This is a genomic window from Pseudomonas sp. PSPC2-3, assembly GCF_049898265.1.
GTDB classification, from domain to species: domain Bacteria; phylum Pseudomonadota; class Gammaproteobacteria; order Pseudomonadales; family Pseudomonadaceae; genus Aquipseudomonas; species Aquipseudomonas veronii.
On the sequence record NZ_JAFCXJ010000004.1, the window covers coordinates 356183 to 374536 of the forward strand.

The 18354-nt window shown below is 55.9% G+C and carries 15 protein-coding genes and 2 pseudogenes; 7 read left to right on the top strand and 10 right to left on the bottom strand.

Translation table 11 applies throughout. The features are described 5' to 3' along the window. Positions 1–8 precede the first annotated feature (8 nt). Positions 9–1748, top strand: coding sequence for a tyrosine-type recombinase/integrase (locus ACP7E3_RS11640; protein ID WP_223271185.1), 1740 nt, complete (start codon positions 9–11; stop codon positions 1746–1748). Next, positions 1741–2157 (top strand): TetR family transcriptional regulator, encoded by a 417-nt coding sequence (locus ACP7E3_RS11645; RefSeq protein WP_079384160.1) that lies wholly within the window; start codon positions 1741–1743, stop codon positions 2155–2157. The genes ACP7E3_RS11640 and ACP7E3_RS11645 overlap by 8 nt, the downstream gene beginning before the upstream one ends. 89 nt (positions 2158–2246) lie before the next feature. Here the strand turns inward: ACP7E3_RS11645 and ACP7E3_RS11650 are convergent, their stop codons facing one another. From ACP7E3_RS11650 to ACP7E3_RS11665, 4 genes are read right to left on the bottom strand one after another with little or no spacing between them, the layout of a single operon-like run. Beyond that, on the bottom strand, positions 2247–3209 hold the full coding sequence (locus ACP7E3_RS11650; protein ID WP_028692954.1) for an SdiA-regulated domain-containing protein: 963 nt from the start codon (positions 3207–3209) through the stop codon (positions 2247–2249). A gap of 45 nt (positions 3210–3254) precedes the next feature. Further along, entirely contained in the window at positions 3255–3608 is a 354-nt protein-coding gene (locus ACP7E3_RS11655; RefSeq protein ID WP_028692953.1) for a TraR/DksA family transcriptional regulator, read from the bottom strand. A 5-nt stretch (positions 3609–3613) separates the two neighbouring features. Then, on the bottom strand, positions 3614–4465 hold the full coding sequence (locus ACP7E3_RS11660) for a universal stress protein (RefSeq protein ID WP_028692952.1): 852 nt from the start codon (positions 4463–4465) through the stop codon (positions 3614–3616). A 14-nt stretch (positions 4466–4479) separates the two neighbouring features. Continuing rightward, positions 4480–5967 carry a SulP family inorganic anion transporter gene (locus tag ACP7E3_RS11665; protein ID WP_028692951.1) on the bottom strand — a complete coding sequence of 496 codons (1488 nt, stop codon included), beginning with the start codon at positions 5965–5967 and terminating at the stop codon, positions 4480–4482. 448 nt (positions 5968–6415) lie between these two features. Here ACP7E3_RS11665 and umuC point away from each other — a divergent pair. The 3 genes and pseudogenes from umuC to ACP7E3_RS11680 all read left to right on the top strand — a co-directional run. Further along, positions 6416–7582: pseudogene (gene umuC / locus ACP7E3_RS11670) on the top strand (translesion error-prone DNA polymerase V subunit UmuC); the annotation flags it as partial. 26 nt (positions 7583–7608) lie between these two features. Beyond that, a complete protein-coding gene (locus tag ACP7E3_RS11675; RefSeq protein WP_044275365.1) occupies positions 7609–8244 on the top strand; it encodes an SOS response-associated peptidase in 636 nt (211 codons plus the stop codon). Between the two features lie 53 nt (positions 8245–8297). Then, a complete protein-coding gene (locus ACP7E3_RS11680) occupies positions 8298–8495 on the top strand; it encodes a hypothetical protein (protein WP_044275367.1) in 198 nt (65 codons plus the stop codon). Between the two features lie 2856 nt (positions 8496–11351). Here the strand turns inward: ACP7E3_RS11680 and ACP7E3_RS11685 are convergent. The 6 genes and pseudogenes from ACP7E3_RS11685 to ACP7E3_RS11710 all read right to left on the bottom strand — a co-directional run bounded on the left by ACP7E3_RS11685 (position 11352) and on the right by ACP7E3_RS11710 (position 14519). Next, positions 11352–12631: pseudogene (locus ACP7E3_RS11685) on the bottom strand (HD-GYP domain-containing protein). Between the two features lie 117 nt (positions 12632–12748). Next, complete coding sequence (locus ACP7E3_RS11690) at positions 12749–13129, bottom strand: hypothetical protein (protein ID WP_001054412.1); 381 nt, start codon at positions 13127–13129, stop codon at positions 12749–12751. Continuing rightward, positions 13126–13452 (bottom strand): hypothetical protein, encoded by a 327-nt coding sequence (locus tag ACP7E3_RS11695; RefSeq protein ID WP_000091614.1) that lies wholly within the window; start codon positions 13450–13452, stop codon positions 13126–13128. The genes ACP7E3_RS11690 and ACP7E3_RS11695 overlap by 4 nt, the downstream gene beginning before the upstream one ends. Positions 13453–13475: 23 nt before the next feature. Continuing rightward, positions 13476–13811 carry a hypothetical protein gene (locus ACP7E3_RS11700; protein ID WP_020303034.1) on the bottom strand — a complete coding sequence of 112 codons (336 nt, stop codon included), beginning with the start codon at positions 13809–13811 and terminating at the stop codon, positions 13476–13478. A 14-nt stretch (positions 13812–13825) separates the two neighbouring features. After that, a complete protein-coding gene (locus ACP7E3_RS11705; protein ID WP_001172026.1) occupies positions 13826–14161 on the bottom strand; it encodes a helix-turn-helix domain-containing protein in 336 nt (111 codons plus the stop codon). Then, positions 14142–14519 carry a type II toxin-antitoxin system RelE/ParE family toxin gene (locus ACP7E3_RS11710; RefSeq protein WP_426123167.1) on the bottom strand — a complete coding sequence of 126 codons (378 nt, stop codon included), beginning with the start codon at positions 14517–14519 and terminating at the stop codon, positions 14142–14144. The genes ACP7E3_RS11705 and ACP7E3_RS11710 overlap by 20 nt, the downstream gene beginning before the upstream one ends. A gap of 191 nt (positions 14520–14710) precedes the next feature. Between ACP7E3_RS11710 and ACP7E3_RS11715 the strand changes: the two genes are divergently transcribed. Together ACP7E3_RS11715 and ACP7E3_RS11720 are read left to right on the top strand one after the other, a co-directional pair. After that, positions 14711–15313: a recombinase family protein gene (locus ACP7E3_RS11715; RefSeq protein ID WP_010465829.1), complete on the top strand. Its 603-nt coding sequence runs from the start codon at positions 14711–14713 to the stop codon at positions 15311–15313. Beyond that, complete coding sequence (locus ACP7E3_RS11720; RefSeq protein WP_010465834.1) at positions 15297–18326, top strand: Tn3 family transposase; 3030 nt, start codon at positions 15297–15299, stop codon at positions 18324–18326. The genes ACP7E3_RS11715 and ACP7E3_RS11720 overlap by 17 nt, the downstream gene beginning before the upstream one ends. Positions 18327–18354: the final 28 nt, after the last annotated feature.

Here is an 18354-nt window from a genome sequence, read left to right on the forward strand (position 1 = left end):
ATGCAATCGTGATCAGCGCTATCGTTAATGAAGATGGAGAAACCTTCGTTCTTAGCAGGTTTGGCGATGCACAGTGGGATCTTCGCCCGTTTTTTGATCAGGCCAATATTGCTCATTCTTATAAATTCATCAACTGGGATATGGGCATGCCTCGGGCGCTTATTGATGACTGCAAAGCTGTTGCTTATGCTTGGTTTAAAAGAGGAATGCCTAGATCCAAACCTCCTATCGCACGGGGCATTACTACTTTCGCCGTCGTCAGCGTGATGCCTTTTGTTCGCTGGTTAAACAATCTAGGAGTTTCAAGCTTTGCAGATGTCCGTCCGATCCATGTCAGCAATTACGTTCATCATTGCAAATATGAATTGAAGTTAAGGCCTCTCCCGCTGTATGGGCGATTACGGGTTATTGATTTTCTTTGGGTGTTTTCTGTCGACACGATGTTCCCCATTCAGAGTTATCCTTGGGGTAATTCGACATTGTGGCGGATTTGTGGGGTCGCGAATGTAAAAGGGTTGGGTGCTGCCACTAAAAACGTCGGGCGAACAGATATCATTCCTCATGATGAACAATCTAGGATTTTCAACTATTGCGAAAGCATTGTCCGGGAGATGAAGGCCGAATTGGCAGTCAATGGTATTGGATATCATCCTAGTGATGAACGGATGGCAATTCGTTGCAGAGATGCTGTTCTGTATATAGTTTCAATCACTAGCGGCATGCGCAATGACGAGGCAATTGGAATTGAGGTTGGCGCTTGGCGCAAAGAGTTAAGAAATGGAATTAATTTTTGCTGGGTGACCACAGTCGAGCACAAGACAGGTAAAGGCCAAGTCGAATATCTTGTGCCAGAACTAACGATTGAAGCTTTAAGTCTTTTGGCAAAATATTCAGCACCCATCAGAAAAGAGCTGGATGAAGAGATTAGACAGCTTGCAAGCAATCGGGATTTTTCGTATTCAACTGAACATCTCCTTAGGCTCGAAAAAGCCCGAAAAGACGCGAATAAACTATTTTTGGGACGAAACACACAAGGAGGGAAAGTTCAGGAAAGCCATCATGTTGAGGCTCTCAGCGGGCAAGCATCCAATGCTGCGTTTGACCGTATAGCTAAAGCCGCTGGAAGCGATTGGCCGTTGAGGACGCATCAATGCAGGCGAACATATGCAAGATGCTTTGTAGAATCCCGTATGGGCCGCACTTCATTGATCTACCTCAAATGGCAGTTCAAACACAGCAGCATGAGTATGACCCAACTCTATGCATCCAATCCGCAGCAAGACCTGACTCTCTTTGATGAGATCTTCCAGCAGATGACAGAGTTTAAAATTGACCTGATCGAATCATGGCTCGATGATCAGCCACTGGCAGGGGGCGCTGGCGAAAAGATTGTGGAATTGCGGGCAATTCCAATCAAGGATAGAGCTGCTTTGCTTGCCCAGACCGCCCCACATGCCAACATTCGTGCGACTGGACACGGCTGGTGCATCGCCACAGAGCGGGGCTGCGGAGGTGCTGGTCTATACGAAGCCACACGGTGTCCAGGGTGCAAAAATTCGGTGATCGATGAAGTCTTCGCCAGCACTTGGCAGGACATCTACATTCAACAGCGAGAGCTGATAAAAATTGAGGATGCAGGCCCGGCTGTTAGGCAGCGCGCAGAACGCGACTTGCAGGTTGCACTAGATGTAATTACCAGCCTTGGCCTTTCTCCAGTTGAGGAAATGGAGGAGGCGGCAAATGACTAGACAGGCGGTGGGCCCTGACTCTCCTATTCGCTCCAGGTCGAAGACACTCGCCGCGCTCAACAAGGTCGTCGACGATCTCATTGCTGGTGACGGAAAGCTTTCCATCACATCCGTTGCCCGTGCCGCAGGTGTGACTCCGGGACTCATCCATAACACTTACCCAAGCATAGCGGAAAGGATTCGCAACATCGTTGGCAAGTCGGTGCGAGCCCAGCGAGACTCTAAGCATCAAGCGTTGATGAGCGAGAAAGAAAAGAACAGGGTGCTCCGTGCAGAGAATGATCAGCTTTTAGCGGAGGTAGCTCGGCTGGCTTCGGTTAACCAGCGACTAATATTCGAGATGATTCAGCTGAAGGCGGTTGCCAACGGTAAGGTCACCGCACTCCCTCTGAAACCAGGGCCCAACTAGGCCCTGATGGGGAACCCGCAGAATTCGTAAAAATCGCACGCTAACAGTTCAAGCGTCCCGGCCACGCCTGACTGTAGCTTGTTGACTGGTCAGTCTGTCTCGCGGGTAAAGCGATAGAACAAGTTCGGCTCGCTGACCACGTACAAATACCCTTCATCGTCGATGGTTACGCCTTCGGCTTGGGGTATGCCTTTCAGCAAACCAGCAAACCCCCTCGCCAAGGAGCGGAAACTCACCACCTTGCCCTCATCGGTGATTTCAATCAGCAGTTTCGACTCGTCGCTGAGCAATATCAGGTGGCCACTCTGTTGATCGAAGACGACCGAAGACAAGTCAGTGGCAAATACCTTGTCCTTTACCAAGTTGGACAGGTCGCGCACGTGCAGGGAAAAACCTCCTGCCAGGCTGGCACGAAGGCCGCCCACTTCCAGCAATTGGCGAGGGTCACGCTCCTTGGTCACAAACAAGCGATCACCTTTCAGGTCGTAGGCGAGCCCTTCAAGGCCTTTGTTGTCCGCCTTGCCAAGTGCCAAGGTCAGAGCTGGATACTGGTCTCGGCTCAATGAGCGACCGGGAGAAAGCTTACTGCCTTCGGCGAGGGGGACATCCACGATAACAAGGCTCTGCCGGCGCTCCTCGGCGATTACCAGTTGGCCGTTGCCGGCATAGGACACCGCCTCCACATCGTGGAAACCGTCCAGGCTATAGCGCCTTTCCACGTCACCGTCACGACTGAGGGCCAATAGTTCGTTTGGGCCGTTGGTAACCGCCCATAGCAGGTTCAGGTCAGGGTCGAAGGTCAGGCCCGAAAGGTTGTTGTCCACACCGGGAACCGGCTTAGCATCGAGCTCAACCCGATAGTCAGGCAGCCACACAGAGCGCTCCTGCCAATCGTCGGTGTGCCAGTGGGTCTTGATCCAGAAGTACAACCGATCATCAAGGTGATGGGTGCGGACTTGGAATACGGTAAGCAATACAAAGCACAGCAGTGCCCACATCCAGGCACTTGTTTTCTGTGTTCGGCCCAACCAGTTTTTAGCCATCAAATACATTAGAAGCCTCGTTAATTGGGACTGACGTCACGAGCTGTCATGGTTTCAATCCGACTCGGCGCGGCTCGCACAGGTGATGCACAACGGCGTGGCCGGATCGAATTCCAGGCGGCCCGAGGCGATCAACTCGCCGCATTGGTTACACCAGCCATACTCGCCCTCGTGCCAACGCTTGAGGGCCAGCTGGAGGCGGACGCGTTCATGCTGCGCCCGACTGCGGATGGCATCGTTCATCGCTTGCTGCTGGAGTGCGTCCATCCTCGACAGACGCCCTACCTTGCTTTGATCCAACTCCACCGATTGCGAGCGAGACTCAGCGTCTTCCAGCAACCGATCCAGCTCGGCAGCCCGCTGTTCCAGTAGGGTCTTGAAATGGGCAAGATCGAGGGCGTCGTCCATGGCCGTTAGCGCAGCAGCAACAGTGGGCCAGTGGTGGTGCGCAGCATGCTGGTCGTGGTGCTGCCGACCAGAAACTGACGGATGCGCGAATGACCGTAGGCCCCCATCACCAGCAGGTCGATGCCGTGCTCTTTCTGATAGGCGTGCAAGGTAGGCTCTATCTCGCCGTTCAGGGTCTCGGCGCGAACAGTGAATCCGACGTTGAGCAGCACTTTCTGCGCCCAGTCCAGCTGCGCGGACGATTCGTCGTTCACTGGCCCAACCATCACCAGGTGGATCGGCAGCCCCTTCAGCAGGGGGCTGGCCGCCAGCATCTCCACACCCTTGCGGGTAGTAGCGCTGCCATCGAAGGCCAGCATCGCGCTCTCGGGCTTTTGGAAGTTGGCCGGGGTGACCAGGATTGGCCGGTGCATGATACGAATCACGCTCTCCAGCTGGCTTCCGACATGCTGACTCAGACCGCCGCTAGACTCGCCTTGGCGACCGATGACCAATAGGCGCGTTTCGCTTTCCAGCTCTTGCAGGTTTTCCAGCAGATCGCCATGACGTTGCTTGGACTCCGGCGCGGTCACACCATCCGTCATGGCCCGCTCTTTCGCGGCCGTTAACATGATCCGCCCCTGCTCCAGGGCCAACTTACCGCGCTGTTCATCCAGGGAAGCAAGCTCATCGAGCAGATGCTCGCGGCTGCCAAGGCCGATATTGCCACTCAAGTCGGCCGCAACTGGGTACTGGCGCTGATCCAGCACATGCAAGAAGGTCAGCGGGGCTTCCAGGCTCAGACTGGCCCAGGCTGCGTAGTCGCACACAGCTGGAGCCGAGGTGGAACCGTCGATACAGGCAATTACTTGGGTCATCGTTGTTCTCCTTCTCAGTGGCCCATGAGTTGATCAATGGCGTCGGGTTTATCGTGAACTCCGAATCGATCCACGATAGTGGCGCTCGCTTCGTTGAGACCTAACACTTCAACTTCGGTGCCTTCGCGGCGGAACTTGATAACCACCTTGTCCAGGGCAGCAACTGCGGTGATATCCCAGAAGTGGGCGCGATTCAGGTCGATGGTTACCTTGTTCAGGGCTTCTTTGAAGTCGAAGGCCGCGACGAACTTGTCTGCCGAGCTGAAGAACACCTGGCCAGTGACGTTATAGCTACGATGCTCGCCGGATTCGTCCAGCGAAGAACTGATCGCCATGTAATGGCCAACCTTGTTGGCGAAGAACATCGCGGCCAGCAGCACGCCGGCCAACACGCCGAAGGCAAGGTTGTGGGTGGCCACCACGACCACAACGGTGACGACCATGACAATGTTGGTCGACAACGGGTGCTTCTTCAGGTTGCGCAGCGAATCCCAACTGAAGGTGCCGATGGACACCATGATCATCACTGCCACCAGCGCAGCCATCGGGATCTGCTTCAGCCAGTCGCCGAGGAACACCACCATCAGCAGCAGGAATACACCTGCGGCCAGGGAGGACAGACGAGAACGACCGCCGGATTTCACGTTGATGATCGACTGACCAATCATCGCGCAGCCGGCCATACCGCCGATCAGACCCGAAGCAATGTTGGCCACGCCCTGGCCCTTGCACTCGCGGTTCTTGTCGCTGGGGGTGTCGGTCAGGTCGTCGACAATAGTCGCGGTCATCATCGACTCCAGCAGACCGACCACGGCCAGCGCTGCCGAGTAAGGGAAGATGATGGCCAACGTCTCGAACGTCAGCGGCACGTCAGGCCAGAGAAAGATTGGCAGCGTATCCGGCAGTTCCCCCATATCACCGACCGTGCGGATATCCAGCCCAACCGACATGGCGACTGCGGTCAGCACGATGATGCACACCAGTGGCGATGGGATGAGCTTGCCGATCCTGGGGATATAGGGAAATAGGTAGATGATGCCGAGGCCTGCGGCTGTCATGGCGTAGACGTGCCAGGTGACATTGGTCAGCTCGGGCAGCTGAGCCATGAAAATCAGGATCGCCAGTGCATTGACGAAGCCGGTCACCACCGAGCGCGAAACGAAGCGCATCAGCGAGCCGAGCTTCAGGTAGCCAGCACCAATTTGCAACACGCCACACAGCAGCGTGGCGGCCAGCAGATATTCAAGACCATGGTTCTTGACCAGGGTCACCATCAGCAGTGCCATGGCCCCTGTCGCGGCTGAAATCATGCCTGGGCGGCCACCGACAAAGGCGATCACCACGGCGATACAGAATGAGGCGTAGAGACCAACTTTGGGGTCGACGCCCGCAATGATAGAGAAAGCGATGGCTTCAGGGATCAGCGCAAGTGCGACGACGATCCCCGCGAGCACGTCGCCACGGACGTTGGAAAACCACGTTTGTTTGAGTGTTTGTAGCATCAGAATATCCAAAGCAATGCACCGCACGCATGCCAGGAAAATGGCGAGCGCGTCGATACGAATTCAAATTGTGAGGATTATTTTGCTGTGCGCTTTGGGTGTAAGAACCGGGCATACAGCAGTACGCAGCCGCCAGCGAAACTGGCGGAGGCGAGGTTGTTGCGAGGGGGCGTAGCGCTAAGGCGGCGTAGGCTGCCAGTAGAGCGTTTGGAGTACAGTCATGCTGGTGTTCCTGTAGCTCAAGGGGTATGCGGAGCCAAAAGTATACAGTGAAGCTATCGTCGATTGCGATCCGCCGCCCTGCTTTGCGAAGCCACGTCTGAAATAGGCTTAGTCGAGGAGTATCGCCATCAGGAACGAAGGAAAATAATCAAAAAAATGTTAGGGAGTTAATTTGCTTATAAATCAATATCTTACACTCAACTAACTGTTAGGGTCATTCAGATACAACGACGGCTGCGTGATTGCGCGTAGCTACGACGCTAAGCCCTTTGTGAAAATGGGCGCGCCTTTCTTTCAGATCAAAGACACGCTGCGTCGTCATGGGATCGTGGCGTTTTCTTCCAACTACGCGCTGTACGGGCAGCTGTCTGAAAGGGTCATGACCCTTGTAGAATCAATGGTTTGCGATTCAGAAATTTACAGTATTGATGAAATATTTTGTGACCTCTCCGGCATGCCCGGTGACCTCACCGAATTCGGTCGAAAGATCCGTGCCAAAGTCTTAAAACATACCGGAATTCCGGTGGGTGTGGGCATTGCCCACACCAAAACCCTGGCCAAACTGGCCAATCACACCGCAAAACGCCTGCAGGCGCAGACTGGCGGCGTCGTGGATCTGTGCGACCCCTTCAAACGCGACTGGGTATTGCGCAACACCGCCGTGGAAGAGGTGTGGGGTATTGGTCGACGCATGACGGCGCATATGCACGCCCTGGGCATTCACACCGCCATGGACTTAGCCAAGGCTGATCCTGTCTTGCTCGGGCGTAAATTCAGCGTTGTCCTGGAGAAAACGGTGCGCGAGCTCGCCGGCACTTCGTGCCTGGCCCTGGAAGAGGCCGCACCGGCCAAGCAGGAGATCTGCTGCAGCAGAATGTTCGGCGTGCGCCTGGAGACGATCGAGCCGATCAAAGAGGCGGTGGCCACCTACGCGCAGCGTGCGTCGGAAAAGCTTAGGGCCCAGCATTCGCTGTGCAAGAAGATCCGCGTGAGCATTCGGACCGGCATGTTTAACCCCGACGAGGCGCGTTACGCTAACGGCGTGCTGGTGGAGCTGCCCTATCCCACTAATGACGTGCGATTGATCACCAAGGCTGCGACGCAGGCCGTGGAACGTCTATTCCGTCCTGGGTTCCGATACAGCAAGGCCGAAGTGTTGCTGATGGATCTGCGTCAACCGGGTGAGTTCACCGATGATCTGTTTGCGCACACGCAGCCGGCGGCGGCCGACAAGGTGATGAGCGTCCTGGACGAAATCAACAACCGATGGGGACGCGGTACGCTGCGCGCGGCGGCTGTGCCGGCGGCGCCGGCTTGGGCGATGCGCCGTGAGTTGATGAGCCCGAGCTACACCACCCGGCTTGACCAGTTGTGGACGATCAACGCCAATTGAGGCGTCAGGATCTGGAGGGAGTGTGTATGTGCAGTCATTACGAAGCACCGGCGCCGCAGCGGGTGGCCGAGACATTTGGCGTTGAGCTGTTTGAACAGGGCAAGCTGGATCTGTACCCAGGATACAGCGGGCCTTTCATTCGCGGTGTGGAGCACGTCGACGACGAATCGCCGGCGCCGGTGGAGGTGCTGCAAGGTGCGTTTGGGCTGATCCCGACCTGGAGCAAGGACACCAAAATCGTGCGCAGCACCTACAACTGCCGATCGGAGACGGCCAGTCAAAAACCATCGTTCCGCACGGCTTGGCGAAAAGCGCAGCACTGCATTATCCCGGCCGCAGCCATCTATGAGCCTGACTGGCGATCAGGAAAGGCGATCGCCACGCGCATTGCGCGGGCAGACGGTGAGATAATGGGCATCGCCGGCCTGTGGGAGCAGTGGCGCAATCCCGGTACTGGGGAGACCCTGCACAGTTTCACCATGCTGACCCTCAATGCGGATGATCACCCGTTCATGCGCCACTACCACAAGCCCCAGGACGAAAAGCGCATGCTGGTGATCCTGCCTCGAGGGTTGTATGGGGATTGGTTGAATGCCGGCGCCGGCGACAGCATGGCGTTCATGCGTCAGTACCCGGCCGACCGCCTGGCTGTCGCCCTGTAATGCAGGACAGCGGCTACGCCCTGCCCTGAGCCACTAAAAAAGAGCGTGATGGAATGACAAAAGAAGAACTACGACAGCAGCTGCAGGCGCAGCTTGATCAGCATCTGCAGGTGCATCCTGACGCGGTGACGCTTTACGCGGCCGTGCCTGAGCCGGAAACCAAGCCGTGGAAAAAGAAACCGAGTTTGCTCGATCAGGCATTTGCCCAAGACCTGGCGCAGATTGAGAGGGAGTTGCAGGGCAAGGTCTAACATTCCCTGTTATGAAAGAAAAGCAGCGTCGAGGCGAGCTGGTGCGCTAGGTGTAGTAGTAACGGGACTTACGTCGAATTGAGTCCATGTCCTTCGTGTGCTTGACATGACCCAGCCAAGCTTGAACTTTGGCGACATTGGCTTCACAAGACATTTTGATAGGCAGGTTGTGGCCGACGGTTGTCCAGGTTGGCAAATCACTTAACCGCGTCTGAGACCAGCAGGACGGGGAAAGTTCTCTAAAACCACAAGCTCGGCAAACCCATCAAGCCCTACGTAAGCTCCGAATTTTCTGATATCGTCCGGGTAAGGAAGAAAACGGCCTCGATAGCAGGTTTCTAAAAAAGGAGTAAGTGCCAGCATGTCGTCTTTTACTAAAGCCAAAAATTCTTTACGTCTCCCGATCTTTTTTAAGCTTGTAGCGTCCCTTAAGTCTCTTAAGAAAAGAAATCTGCTTCGAGGTTACGCTTCTCAAGAGTTAAGGATAAAAAGCGCAATTGATGACATCCGGAAAGGGAACACCATCGATGATATTATGACAATTGGAGCTCTATTAAAGGGCCCCAAAGGGTTGATCGCCGGTGAGACAAAGAAGACGAGCAGTGATCTTTTCAGGTTTACAATGTTGACGGCGCTGCACTGGCAGGAAGAGGTAAGATATACCTGTGGTTATTTGAATTCAGCGCAAGACGATTGTACAGCCGCATTGAAGCACATGGCACAGTTAGCTAAGCTTGAGAAAATTAACACTGATGAAGCACTAGAGTTCATATATTTGATGGCCAAGATATATGGTGCCTCAAACTATCTATCTTACAAGCTAGGCTATATACGAGTGACCAGGAAGCTGACCGCTCCACAATTAGCGAAAATCAGCGATATTGAAGCTGAAATGGGGCACAAGGAAAAGCCCGCATTTCATTTTAGCGCAATGGAGAACTTGAGCCCAAGGATATCTCTTTTTTTGATCGCGCAGCGACGTGTCAGTGCCTTAGTTGGCAAGGTTGACGGCGATATTAGACGATCATATACAATTAGTAATTTCATACCAACGCCATTGAATGACGAGGATTTGGCGAAATATTTATTGCGTGCAACCGAGTCATCGTTGATCGATACGCTTCAAGCAGTTATAGTAATCATGAACCTCAACGTTTTTAAGCGTCAGGCTCGCGAATTGCAACTTAGATTAACCACTGAGATATGGGTTGAATTAGAAGCCGTCATCCATCAGTCAACGAACGGGGATGATGCGCAGTTGATACCTGAGCACTATCTAGATAGTGACGAAGAGAATGACCGATCTCTTGATTTTTATCGGATCTCCTCATGTTTTCTTGAAAGACCAAATTTGGCTGAATTTCGAAACGAAATAGACCGCGTGATTGGCGCTCGTCTGTTAGCTGAAATCGTAAAAGATTTTAAATTTGGAGAGCGCGATTTCTACGAAGATAAGGATGCTCTGCTGAATGATGAAGGGACTATTGTTAGGAAGTCTCCAAACATCAGGTTAGACTCCTTTTACAGAACATTTTTGTTCCTTAGGTTTATCGAGCAACGTACTAATTTGCTAGCGTTGTCCGACGAAGATATTAAATACATCTTTGAACAGACACTTGCTCTAGAGGTTTTACTGACCGAAGCTGAGCTGAGAGCCATTTACAGCATAGTTCCAGATGAGACCCAGAAGTTTGTAGCAGTATTAGCTCTTGCCCTATTTAGAAAAAAATCCATAGACCCCGACGTAGATTATGAGTTTAGGTCAGATTTAATAGATCATGTCAAAGCGAACTACAATGGTTTAATACTTGAATTTATCGATGACTTGGTGACTGATTCACCGCAAATCGCTAGCTACATAGCCGACTCGCTAGATGAAGTGACTATTGAGAAACTCTATGAGGTTATCAAGAGTTCCTCTCAAGCATCCGAAATCCGTAGAGATATCCTCAAACTTATAGGAAAAAAACTCAACCGTATTGACTATGTTATCGAGGCGGATGCTATCGAGACTCGATCAAAATTAGCTACCTTGCAGAGCTATTTCGATAGCAGTCGAATGTACGTCGACAGTTTTGCCATGAAGAAGTGGCTTGATGGTAATCCCTCTGTTTCCACTGAACAGTTTCGTACTTCCTACCCCAGTATCCAAGCAACACTTAGAACTATTGAAAATAAATCGGGCGAAAGCGAAGATATATATTTTATAACGCTAAACGAGCAAAGTGAGGGCATGATCGCGCAGATAGCTAAGGACGCGTTTGATCAATTTTGTCTGAATACTGAATTTGGGATCGAGTCCTATTTAGGGCGACGAATTCGCCATAACACATTAGATGGAGTTATGACTGAGTCTGTTGATGCTGTTTTTAATAAATCTGACTACCGTATGATAATGGCCGGACAAAGTATGAAGCGTACGGCCGATGCATGGCGTTCGCAATTTAGAGCCATTATCGACAAACTGAGAAAAGAGCGGTTGCAGTTCAAGTCACCCACCTCCCTCTTCAATTCGGTTGTTGATTTAGAAGACTTCGCGACTCGGGAAAATATTCGATTGCTTTCGAGCAGCCTTCGAGTTGCTGGAAGCCAGCTTCTCAACGACTTAGTCATATCGTTCTGCTGGAAGCAGATCTCCCCCCAGCTAGAAAGTGCGGCTCGCTACATCAAAACAGAGCTGCTGCAAGAGGGGGATGTAAGCCGGAACCCCAGAAATTTCCGTCACCCTAGTTGGGTGGGCTCAACACTCGTGTCACCAGCTACCTTCTGGAGAATCGAGCTCGGCCATCCCTCCCTGGACGGGCATCGCTCGACGATGTTCAACGGCTCCCTCACGGGGCCGTCGTTTTGTGGGGGCTATTCCATCCACAAGTCGTCGAGGTTCTTGAAGTTCCAGAGCGTCGGGTCTTCGGGGCCAGTGATACTGTCCTTGCAACTCGTGGCCGCCAGGTCGATGGTCTGCATCGGGATCGGCTCTCTCGAGCGTAGCGAGAAGAACACGCGAACCTTGGGAGTCAGCAGTGATTCCATTCCCGGCTCAACGACAACGGCCAGACGCTGAGAGGACAGGCGAACCAAGGAGCCGACGGGGTAGATGCCCACGGCCTTGACGAAGGCGTGGAAGATGCGTTTGTCGAAATGGCCCTCCCACTTGGCCATCTGCCGCATCGCCGCGGACGGGTCCCACGGCTTTTTGTAGGCTCGCTCCGACGTCACGGCATCATAGACGTCGCAGATTGCGCCCATGCGGGCCAGGAGTGAAATGGCGTCACCGGCCAAGCGATCCGGGTAGCCGGTTCCGTCGATCTTCTCGTGATGGTGCAGGGCAATGTCCACCACCCCGGGCTCGGCCCCGCCTGCGCGCAGCATCTTTGCGCCCTCCACAGGGTGGCGCTTCATGATGGCGAACTCGGCATCGGTGAGCTTGCCTGGTTTGTTAAGCACTTCCAGCGGCATCGCGGCCTTGCCTAGGTCGTGCATCAGTCCGCCGATGCCAGCCAGGCGCGTTTGCTCCTCGTCTAGATCGAGATGCCGGGCCAGCGATAGCATCAGGGCGCAGACGGCAACCGAGTGCAGGTAGGTGTAATCGTCGTGCGTTTTGATGCGTGCGACGCTGATGAGGGCATGAGGTTGGCGCAGCACCGAGGCAGCGATTTCTCCGACCAGCGGCAACGTCGTGCTTGGGTCGACGGCCTTGCCAAGCCGGGCTTCCTGGAACATGTCCATGACTTGGGACTTGGCCGCAAGACAGAGTTTCCGTGCATAACACATTTCGCTCTCCATTGAGGTTGCGCCGTCACTTTTCTTGCTTAGTGGACTAGACGGCAGAGATTGCTCCTCCGACAATTCTCTGGGCTCTGGGCTCTGGGCTCTGGGCTCTGGGCTCTGGGCTCTGGGCTCTCTGGGCTCTCTGGGCTCTCTGGGCTCTCTGGGCTCTCTGGGCTCTCTGGGTCGACTTGGCTTTTGGCCAAGTCGACCCAGACCTCCCCGACGCCACATTCTCGAATGGCAGAGAGATCCTGAGGCTCGGTCAGCAGGAAGCTGCCGCGCCAGAATGGGTGTCGAACCCAAGAGCCGGCGAGCTTGTGGATGTACATGCCGAGACGAAGCTCGGATACGGGAATGCGTTTTACCAACTTATTTTCCTTTCTGAGTTGGGTGGTTAGGCGTGCGCCGAGGCTGGCACCCAGCGGTAGAGCGGAGGTAAGGTCACGCCAAGATTCTTGGATCAGCCGGAACCGCCGAAATTTCCGTCAGCCGATCAACATGGCTTTGTCTCGCGCTCGGTCGATGCGTTCCTGCATCGCCTGCATGACTTCTTCGTGGGTGTACGACTTGGCGTTGGGGTCGTCGGCCTCTCGGAGAGCTTCCTCGACCTCGCGGGTCATCCGCGCATATTCTTCCGGCCACAGCGCTTGCTCCATGCGCAGCGACGCCTGCCCAAGCAGGTGCAGCAGGCCGAACAGCCGCATGTCATTGGTGGCGACGACGTGCTCTCGAATCCGCTCCTGGATCACCTCGCAGGCCCGATGCGCCTCTGGCGTCGCCGTGCCCTCGTAGCCGGCTGGGAGTTCTGCTTCTTCAGCGATTCGCGCCCAAGCGATAGCCAGCGCCTCGATGGTGGACAGGTTCATTTGCTCATCCACTTGCGCAGCAGACGCTTTTTCAGGGAGGCGCGCTCTTGCGGATTGCGTCCCTTGTGGTTGGCAATGCGATCCGCCGTGGCGGCCTGGCGCTTGATGGGCCAGTAGGAGCGGCCATCCTTACCCATCGACCAGACGTTGCTGACCTGGTTTTCCAGTAGAGGCAGATGGGCGCATAGAGCTTCCGGCGACGCGCTGGCCAGCGCGGTGCGCTCGTGGGTTCGCCAGCGCTGATGCCAGAGTTTCTTGTCCTCGCGCTCGCTACGGCAGGTCGTGTGCCCAACGATGGGCGTTTTGCGGCGGCTGCGGCTCATGATGTGGTTGTCTCCAAGAACATTCAGGACAGGCTTTCTGGGTAGAGCGCCGTCAACCGGGACAGGGTTTCTTGCACTTGTTCCAGCGAGGTCATCAGATGATCAACCTGATCCTGAAGATCCACGGCGAGATCAAATAGCTCAGCCACTCGGCTGCGTGATCTCTCGTTGAACGCGGCCATTGCCAGTTGATGCAGCTTCAACAGGTCGGTGCGCAGTTGCGGAGGTGCGCCGTCTGCGCTGTCATTCAAATCGCCGCGCAGCACGTCCACGGCATCGACTGCACGCAGCAGTGCCGTGGTATCGAAATTCTCGGGAGTCAGTTCGTCCCATTCGTCGTCGGTGATGCGGGCTGCCATCAGGAGGGCTCCGATTAAGCGGTTGCGAGCGTTAGATGCCCGATCGGCTCGGCTGCTGGCCGTACCTTGATTTCGATGTCGTAGCCGAGGCGATTCAGACAATCCATCAGCTTGCGTTCGGATAGATTGGTGAAGTCGCCGCGCATCATGCCCGACACCTTCGGTTGCGGGATGCCCATGCGTTTGGCCGCCGCTTGTTGAGTCAGCCCAAGGGCGCGCATGGCCCTCCTGATCTCGACCACCAGGCCGGTCTTGATCTTGAGCTTTTCAGCGTCAGGCAGTCCAAGGTCGGCAAAGACGTTGCCCGAGCTGCGCTGAACCTCGACGCCTTCAATGATTCGTTTTTGCATTTCGTAGCTCCTGTGCCAATACCTCGGCCACCTTCAGCCGAGCGCGGATGATGTCCATGTCGGCCTTTGGCGTGGCGATTCCGCTCTTGCTCTTCTTCTGGAAGCAGTGCAGGACGAACACCGCTTCCGCAAACTTGACCGTGTATACCGCTCGATAGGTGCCGCCGGCATCGTCTTCGACGACCTCCAGCACGCCGGCACCACCGAACCCCTTGAGCACCTTTGCTGCGTCATCCTGATCGCCTATCTGCGCCAACGAGAGCGCGTAACCGAAATGGCGACGCACGTCGGACGGCAACGCCATCAAATCCTTGTGGCTGCTCGCGATCCATTCGAGCGGTTTTTCTTTGTTTGTCATGACGGAATTTTATACCTGTTCAGGTAATGATGTAAACGCGGCAACCTCAAGGAGGTGTCGTAAAACATTTGTTTTGCGACAGGCTGTCAGCCGCCGCTGTGCTACCTGTGCAACACCCCCTCAAAAATGTACGGAAAACTCTATCGCCATTCACTATTATGCGGAAACCTGTTTTTGATGGTTATCCGCCTATGTTGGTTGGCTACATGCGCGTGTCGTCGGACTCCGACCGCCAGAGCACGGACTTGCAGCGCGACGCGCTGCTCGCCGCCGGCGTCGATCCGCGTCACCTGTTTGAGGATCGTGCCTCTGGCGCGAAGGATGACCGTGCCGGCTTGGCGCGGGCGCTTGAGTTCGTTCGAGCCGGCGATGTGCTGGTGGTGTGGAAACTCGACCGGCTCGGTCGCTCGCTGTCGCACCTGCTCGCCATTGTGACTTCGCTCAAGGACAAGCGGGTGGCGTTCCGCTCGCTGACAGAGAACCTGGACACTACGACGCCCTCGGGCGAATTCCTGTTCCAGGTGTTCGGTGCGCTCGCGCAGTACGAGCGCGCCTTGATTCAGGAGCGCGTCGTCGCGGGCTTGGCCGCCGCACGCAAACGCGGCCGGATCGGCGGCCGGCCGCAGGCGATCACTGGTGAGAAGCTGGACGCCATCGTCGCCGCGCTCGATGGCGGCATGTCTAAGGCGGCGGTGTGCCGCAACTTCAATGTCAAGCGCACTACGTTGATCGAAACATTGACGCGAGCAGGTTGGCGTGGTGCGGGAAGGACGGTCGATGAGCAACAAGAATAAGCTACTCACCGTCTTTTCTGACGCAGAGCAGGAAGCCTTGTACCGCCTACCGGACTTCGACGATGCTCAGCGGCTGGAATACCTGGCGTTGGCCGAATCTGAACTGGCGTTCGCCAGCAGCCGGCCTAGCCTGCAGGCCCAAGTCTATTGCGTCTTGCAGATCGGCTACTTCAAGGCCAAGCATGCTTTCTTCCGCTTCGATTGGCATGAGGTCGAGGACGATTGCGCCTTCGTGCTGAGTCGCTATTTCCACGGCGAAGCGTTCGAACGCAAGGCGATCACCAAGCATGAGCACTACAGCCAGAGGGGTCAGATCGCCGAACTGTTCGGCTACCGGTCGTGGGCGGCTAGCTTCCTGCCGCAACTGGCACAGCAGGCTGAACAGATCGTGCGGCGCGACGTAATGCCAGGATTCGTGGCCGCCGAACTGATCGTTTGGCTCAGCGAGCACAAAATCATCCGGCCCGGCCACACCACCTTACAAGAGCTGGTCAGTGAAGCCCTGTCCACCGAACGCAGGCGCTTGGGCGGCTTGCTGGCAGAAGTGTTGGACGAATCGGCCAAAGCTGCGCTGGGCCAGCTCCTGGTGCGTGACGACACCCTGTCTCAACTGGCAGCGCTCAAGCAGGACGCTAAAGATTTCGGCTGGCGTCAGATGGCAGGGGAGCGCGAGAAGCGCGCCACGCTGAAGTCCTTGCACGGGATCGCCAAGGCGCTGCTGCCCAAGCTCGGCATCTCGCAGCAGAACCTGCTGTACTACGCGAGCCTGGCGAACTTCTATACCGTCCATGACCTGCGCCACCTGAAGGCGGAGCAGACCCGGCTCTACCTGCTGTGCTATGCCTGGGTACGTTACCGGCAGCTCACCGACAACCTGGTCGACGCGATGGCCTTCCACATGAAAAAACTTGAGGACGAGAGCCGCACGGGTGCGAAACAGTCCTTTGTCGCCGAACAGCTGCGACGCCATCAGGAAACGCCGCAGGTTGGCCGCCTGCTGTCGCTGTACGTGGACGACAGCGTGGCCGATCCGACGCCGTTCGGCGAGGTGCGCCAACGCGCCTACAAAATCATGTCCAGGGAATTGCTGCAAAACACGGCGCAGCGCATGAGCGTCAAGCCACTGAACAAACTGGCGCTGCACTGGCAGGCGGTGGACGGCCTGGCCGAACGCATTCGACGCCATCTACGGCCGCTGTACGTCGCGCTCGACTTCGCCGGCACGGCCCCCGATAACCCATGGCTCGCGGCGCTGACTTGGGCCAAGAGCGTGTTCGCCAAGCAGCAGCGCCTATCACAACGGCCACTCGACGAATGTCCGGCGGCAACGCTGCCGAAACGCTTGCGTCCGTACCTGCTGATGTTCGATGCCGAAGGCACGCCGACAGGCCTGCATGCCGATCGTTACGAATTCTGGCTTTACCGTCAGGTCAGGAAACGCTTCCAGGCGGGCGAGCTCTACATTGACGATAGCTTGCAGCACCGGCATTTGTCCGACGAGTTGGTTTCGATGGACGAGAAAGCCGCCGTGCTCGCGCAGATGGACATCCCCTTCCTGCGGCAGCCGGTCAGTGCCCAGCTCGATGCACTGGCGGCCGAGTTGCGTGCGCAATGGGTGGCGTTCAATCGCGAGCTGAAACAGGGCAAGCTGACGCACCTGGAATACGACAAGGACACGCAGAGACTGACCTGGCGCAAGCCCAAGGGGGAGAACCAGAAGGCGCGCGAGCAAGCTCTCTACGAGCAACTGCCATACTGCGATGTCGCCGACGTGTTTCGCTTCGTCAACGGCCAGTGCCAGTTCCTGTCGGCGCTGACACCATTGCAGCCACGCTATGCGAAGAAGGTAGCCGACGCCGACAGTCTGATGGCGGTGATCATTGCCCAAGCCATGAACCACGGCAACCAGGTTATGGCACGTACCAGCGACATCCCGTACCACGTCCTGGAGAGTACCTACCAGCAGTACCTGCGCCAGGCGACGCTACATGTGGCCAACGATTGCATCAGCAACGCCATCGCCGCACTGCCGATCTTCCCGCATTACTCGTTCGACCTCGATTCGTTGTACGGTGCCGTTGATGGGCAGAAATTCGGCGTCGAGCGACCAACTGTGAAGGCGCGCTACTCGCGCAAATATTTCGGCCGCGGCAAGGGCGTCGTCGCCTACACGCTGCTGTGCAATCACGTGCCGTTGAACGGCTACCTGATAGGCGCACACGAGTACGAGGCTCACCACGTGTTCGACATCTGGTACCGCAACACGTCGGACATCGTGCCGAGCGCGATCACCGGCGACATGCACAGCATCAACAAGGCCAACTTCGCCATCCTGCACTGGTTCGGACTTCGTTTCGAGCCGCGCTTCACCGACCTCGACGACCAGTTGCAGGAGCTGTATTGCGCCGATGATCTGGCATTGTACGAGAAATGCCTGATCCGGCCGGCTGGCCAGATCGACCGGCAACTCATCGTCGGTGAGAAGGCGAACATCGACCGAATCGTCGCCACACTGGGCCTGAAGGAAATGACGCAGGGCACGCTGATCCGCAAGCTGTGCACCTATACGGCGCCGAACCCGACGCGGCGCGCAATCTTCGAGTTCGACAAGCTCATCCGCAGTATCTACACACTGCGCTACCTGCGCGACCCGCAACTGGAGCGTAATGTTCACCGCTCGCAGAACCGCATTGAGTCCTATCACCAGCTACGCTCGACCATCGCCCAAGTCGGTGGGAAGAAGGAATTGACCGGCCGCACCGACATCGAAATCGAGATCAGCAACCAGTGCGCCAGGCTGATCGGCAACGCGATCATCTTCTACAACTCGGCGATCCTGTCCCTGCTGCTGACGAAGTACGAGGCAGCTGGCAATGCCAAGGCGCTGGCGTTGATCACGCAGATGTCGCCAGCGGCCTGGCGGCACATCCTGCTGAACGGGCATTACACCTTCCAGACTGACGGCAAGTTCATCGACCTGGATGCGCTCGTGGCGGGACTGGAGCTGGGCTGACGGAAATTTCTGGGATTCCGGCGTACAA

Bases quoted from the DNA above. Each gene is read 5' to 3' on its own strand.
- ACP7E3_RS11645 (WP_079384160.1), top strand. From the start codon at position 1,741: ATGACTAGACAGGCGGTGGGCCCTGACTCTCCTATTCGCTCCAGGTCG.
- ACP7E3_RS11650 (WP_028692954.1), bottom strand. From the start codon at position 3,209: ATGTATTTGATGGCTAAAAACTGGTTGGGCCGAACACAGAAAACAAGT.
- ACP7E3_RS11655 (WP_028692953.1), bottom strand. From the start codon at position 3,608: ATGGACGACGCCCTCGATCTTGCCCATTTCAAGACCCTACTGGAACAG.
- ACP7E3_RS11660 (WP_028692952.1), bottom strand. From the start codon at position 4,465: ATGACCCAAGTAATTGCCTGTATCGACGGTTCCACCTCGGCTCCAGCT.
- ACP7E3_RS11665 (WP_028692951.1), bottom strand. From the start codon at position 5,967: ATGCTACAAACACTCAAACAAACGTGGTTTTCCAACGTCCGTGGCGAC.
- ACP7E3_RS11675 (WP_044275365.1), top strand. From the start codon at position 7,609: ATGTGCAGTCATTACGAAGCACCGGCGCCGCAGCGGGTGGCCGAGACA.
- ACP7E3_RS11680 (WP_044275367.1), top strand. From the start codon at position 8,298: ATGACAAAAGAAGAACTACGACAGCAGCTGCAGGCGCAGCTTGATCAG.
- ACP7E3_RS11690 (WP_001054412.1), bottom strand. From the start codon at position 13,129: ATGAACCTGTCCACCATCGAGGCGCTGGCTATCGCTTGGGCGCGAATC.
- ACP7E3_RS11695 (WP_000091614.1), bottom strand. From the start codon at position 13,452: ATGAGCCGCAGCCGCCGCAAAACGCCCATCGTTGGGCACACGACCTGC.
- ACP7E3_RS11700 (WP_020303034.1), bottom strand. From the start codon at position 13,811: ATGGCAGCCCGCATCACCGACGACGAATGGGACGAACTGACTCCCGAG.
- ACP7E3_RS11705 (WP_001172026.1), bottom strand. From the start codon at position 14,161: ATGCAAAAACGAATCATTGAAGGCGTCGAGGTTCAGCGCAGCTCGGGC.
- ACP7E3_RS11710 (WP_426123167.1), bottom strand. From the start codon at position 14,519: ATGACAAACAAAGAAAAACCGCTCGAATGGATCGCGAGCAGCCACAAG.
- ACP7E3_RS11715 (WP_010465829.1), top strand. From the start codon at position 14,711: ATGTTGGTTGGCTACATGCGCGTGTCGTCGGACTCCGACCGCCAGAGC.
- ACP7E3_RS11720 (WP_010465834.1), top strand. From the start codon at position 15,297: ATGAGCAACAAGAATAAGCTACTCACCGTCTTTTCTGACGCAGAGCAG.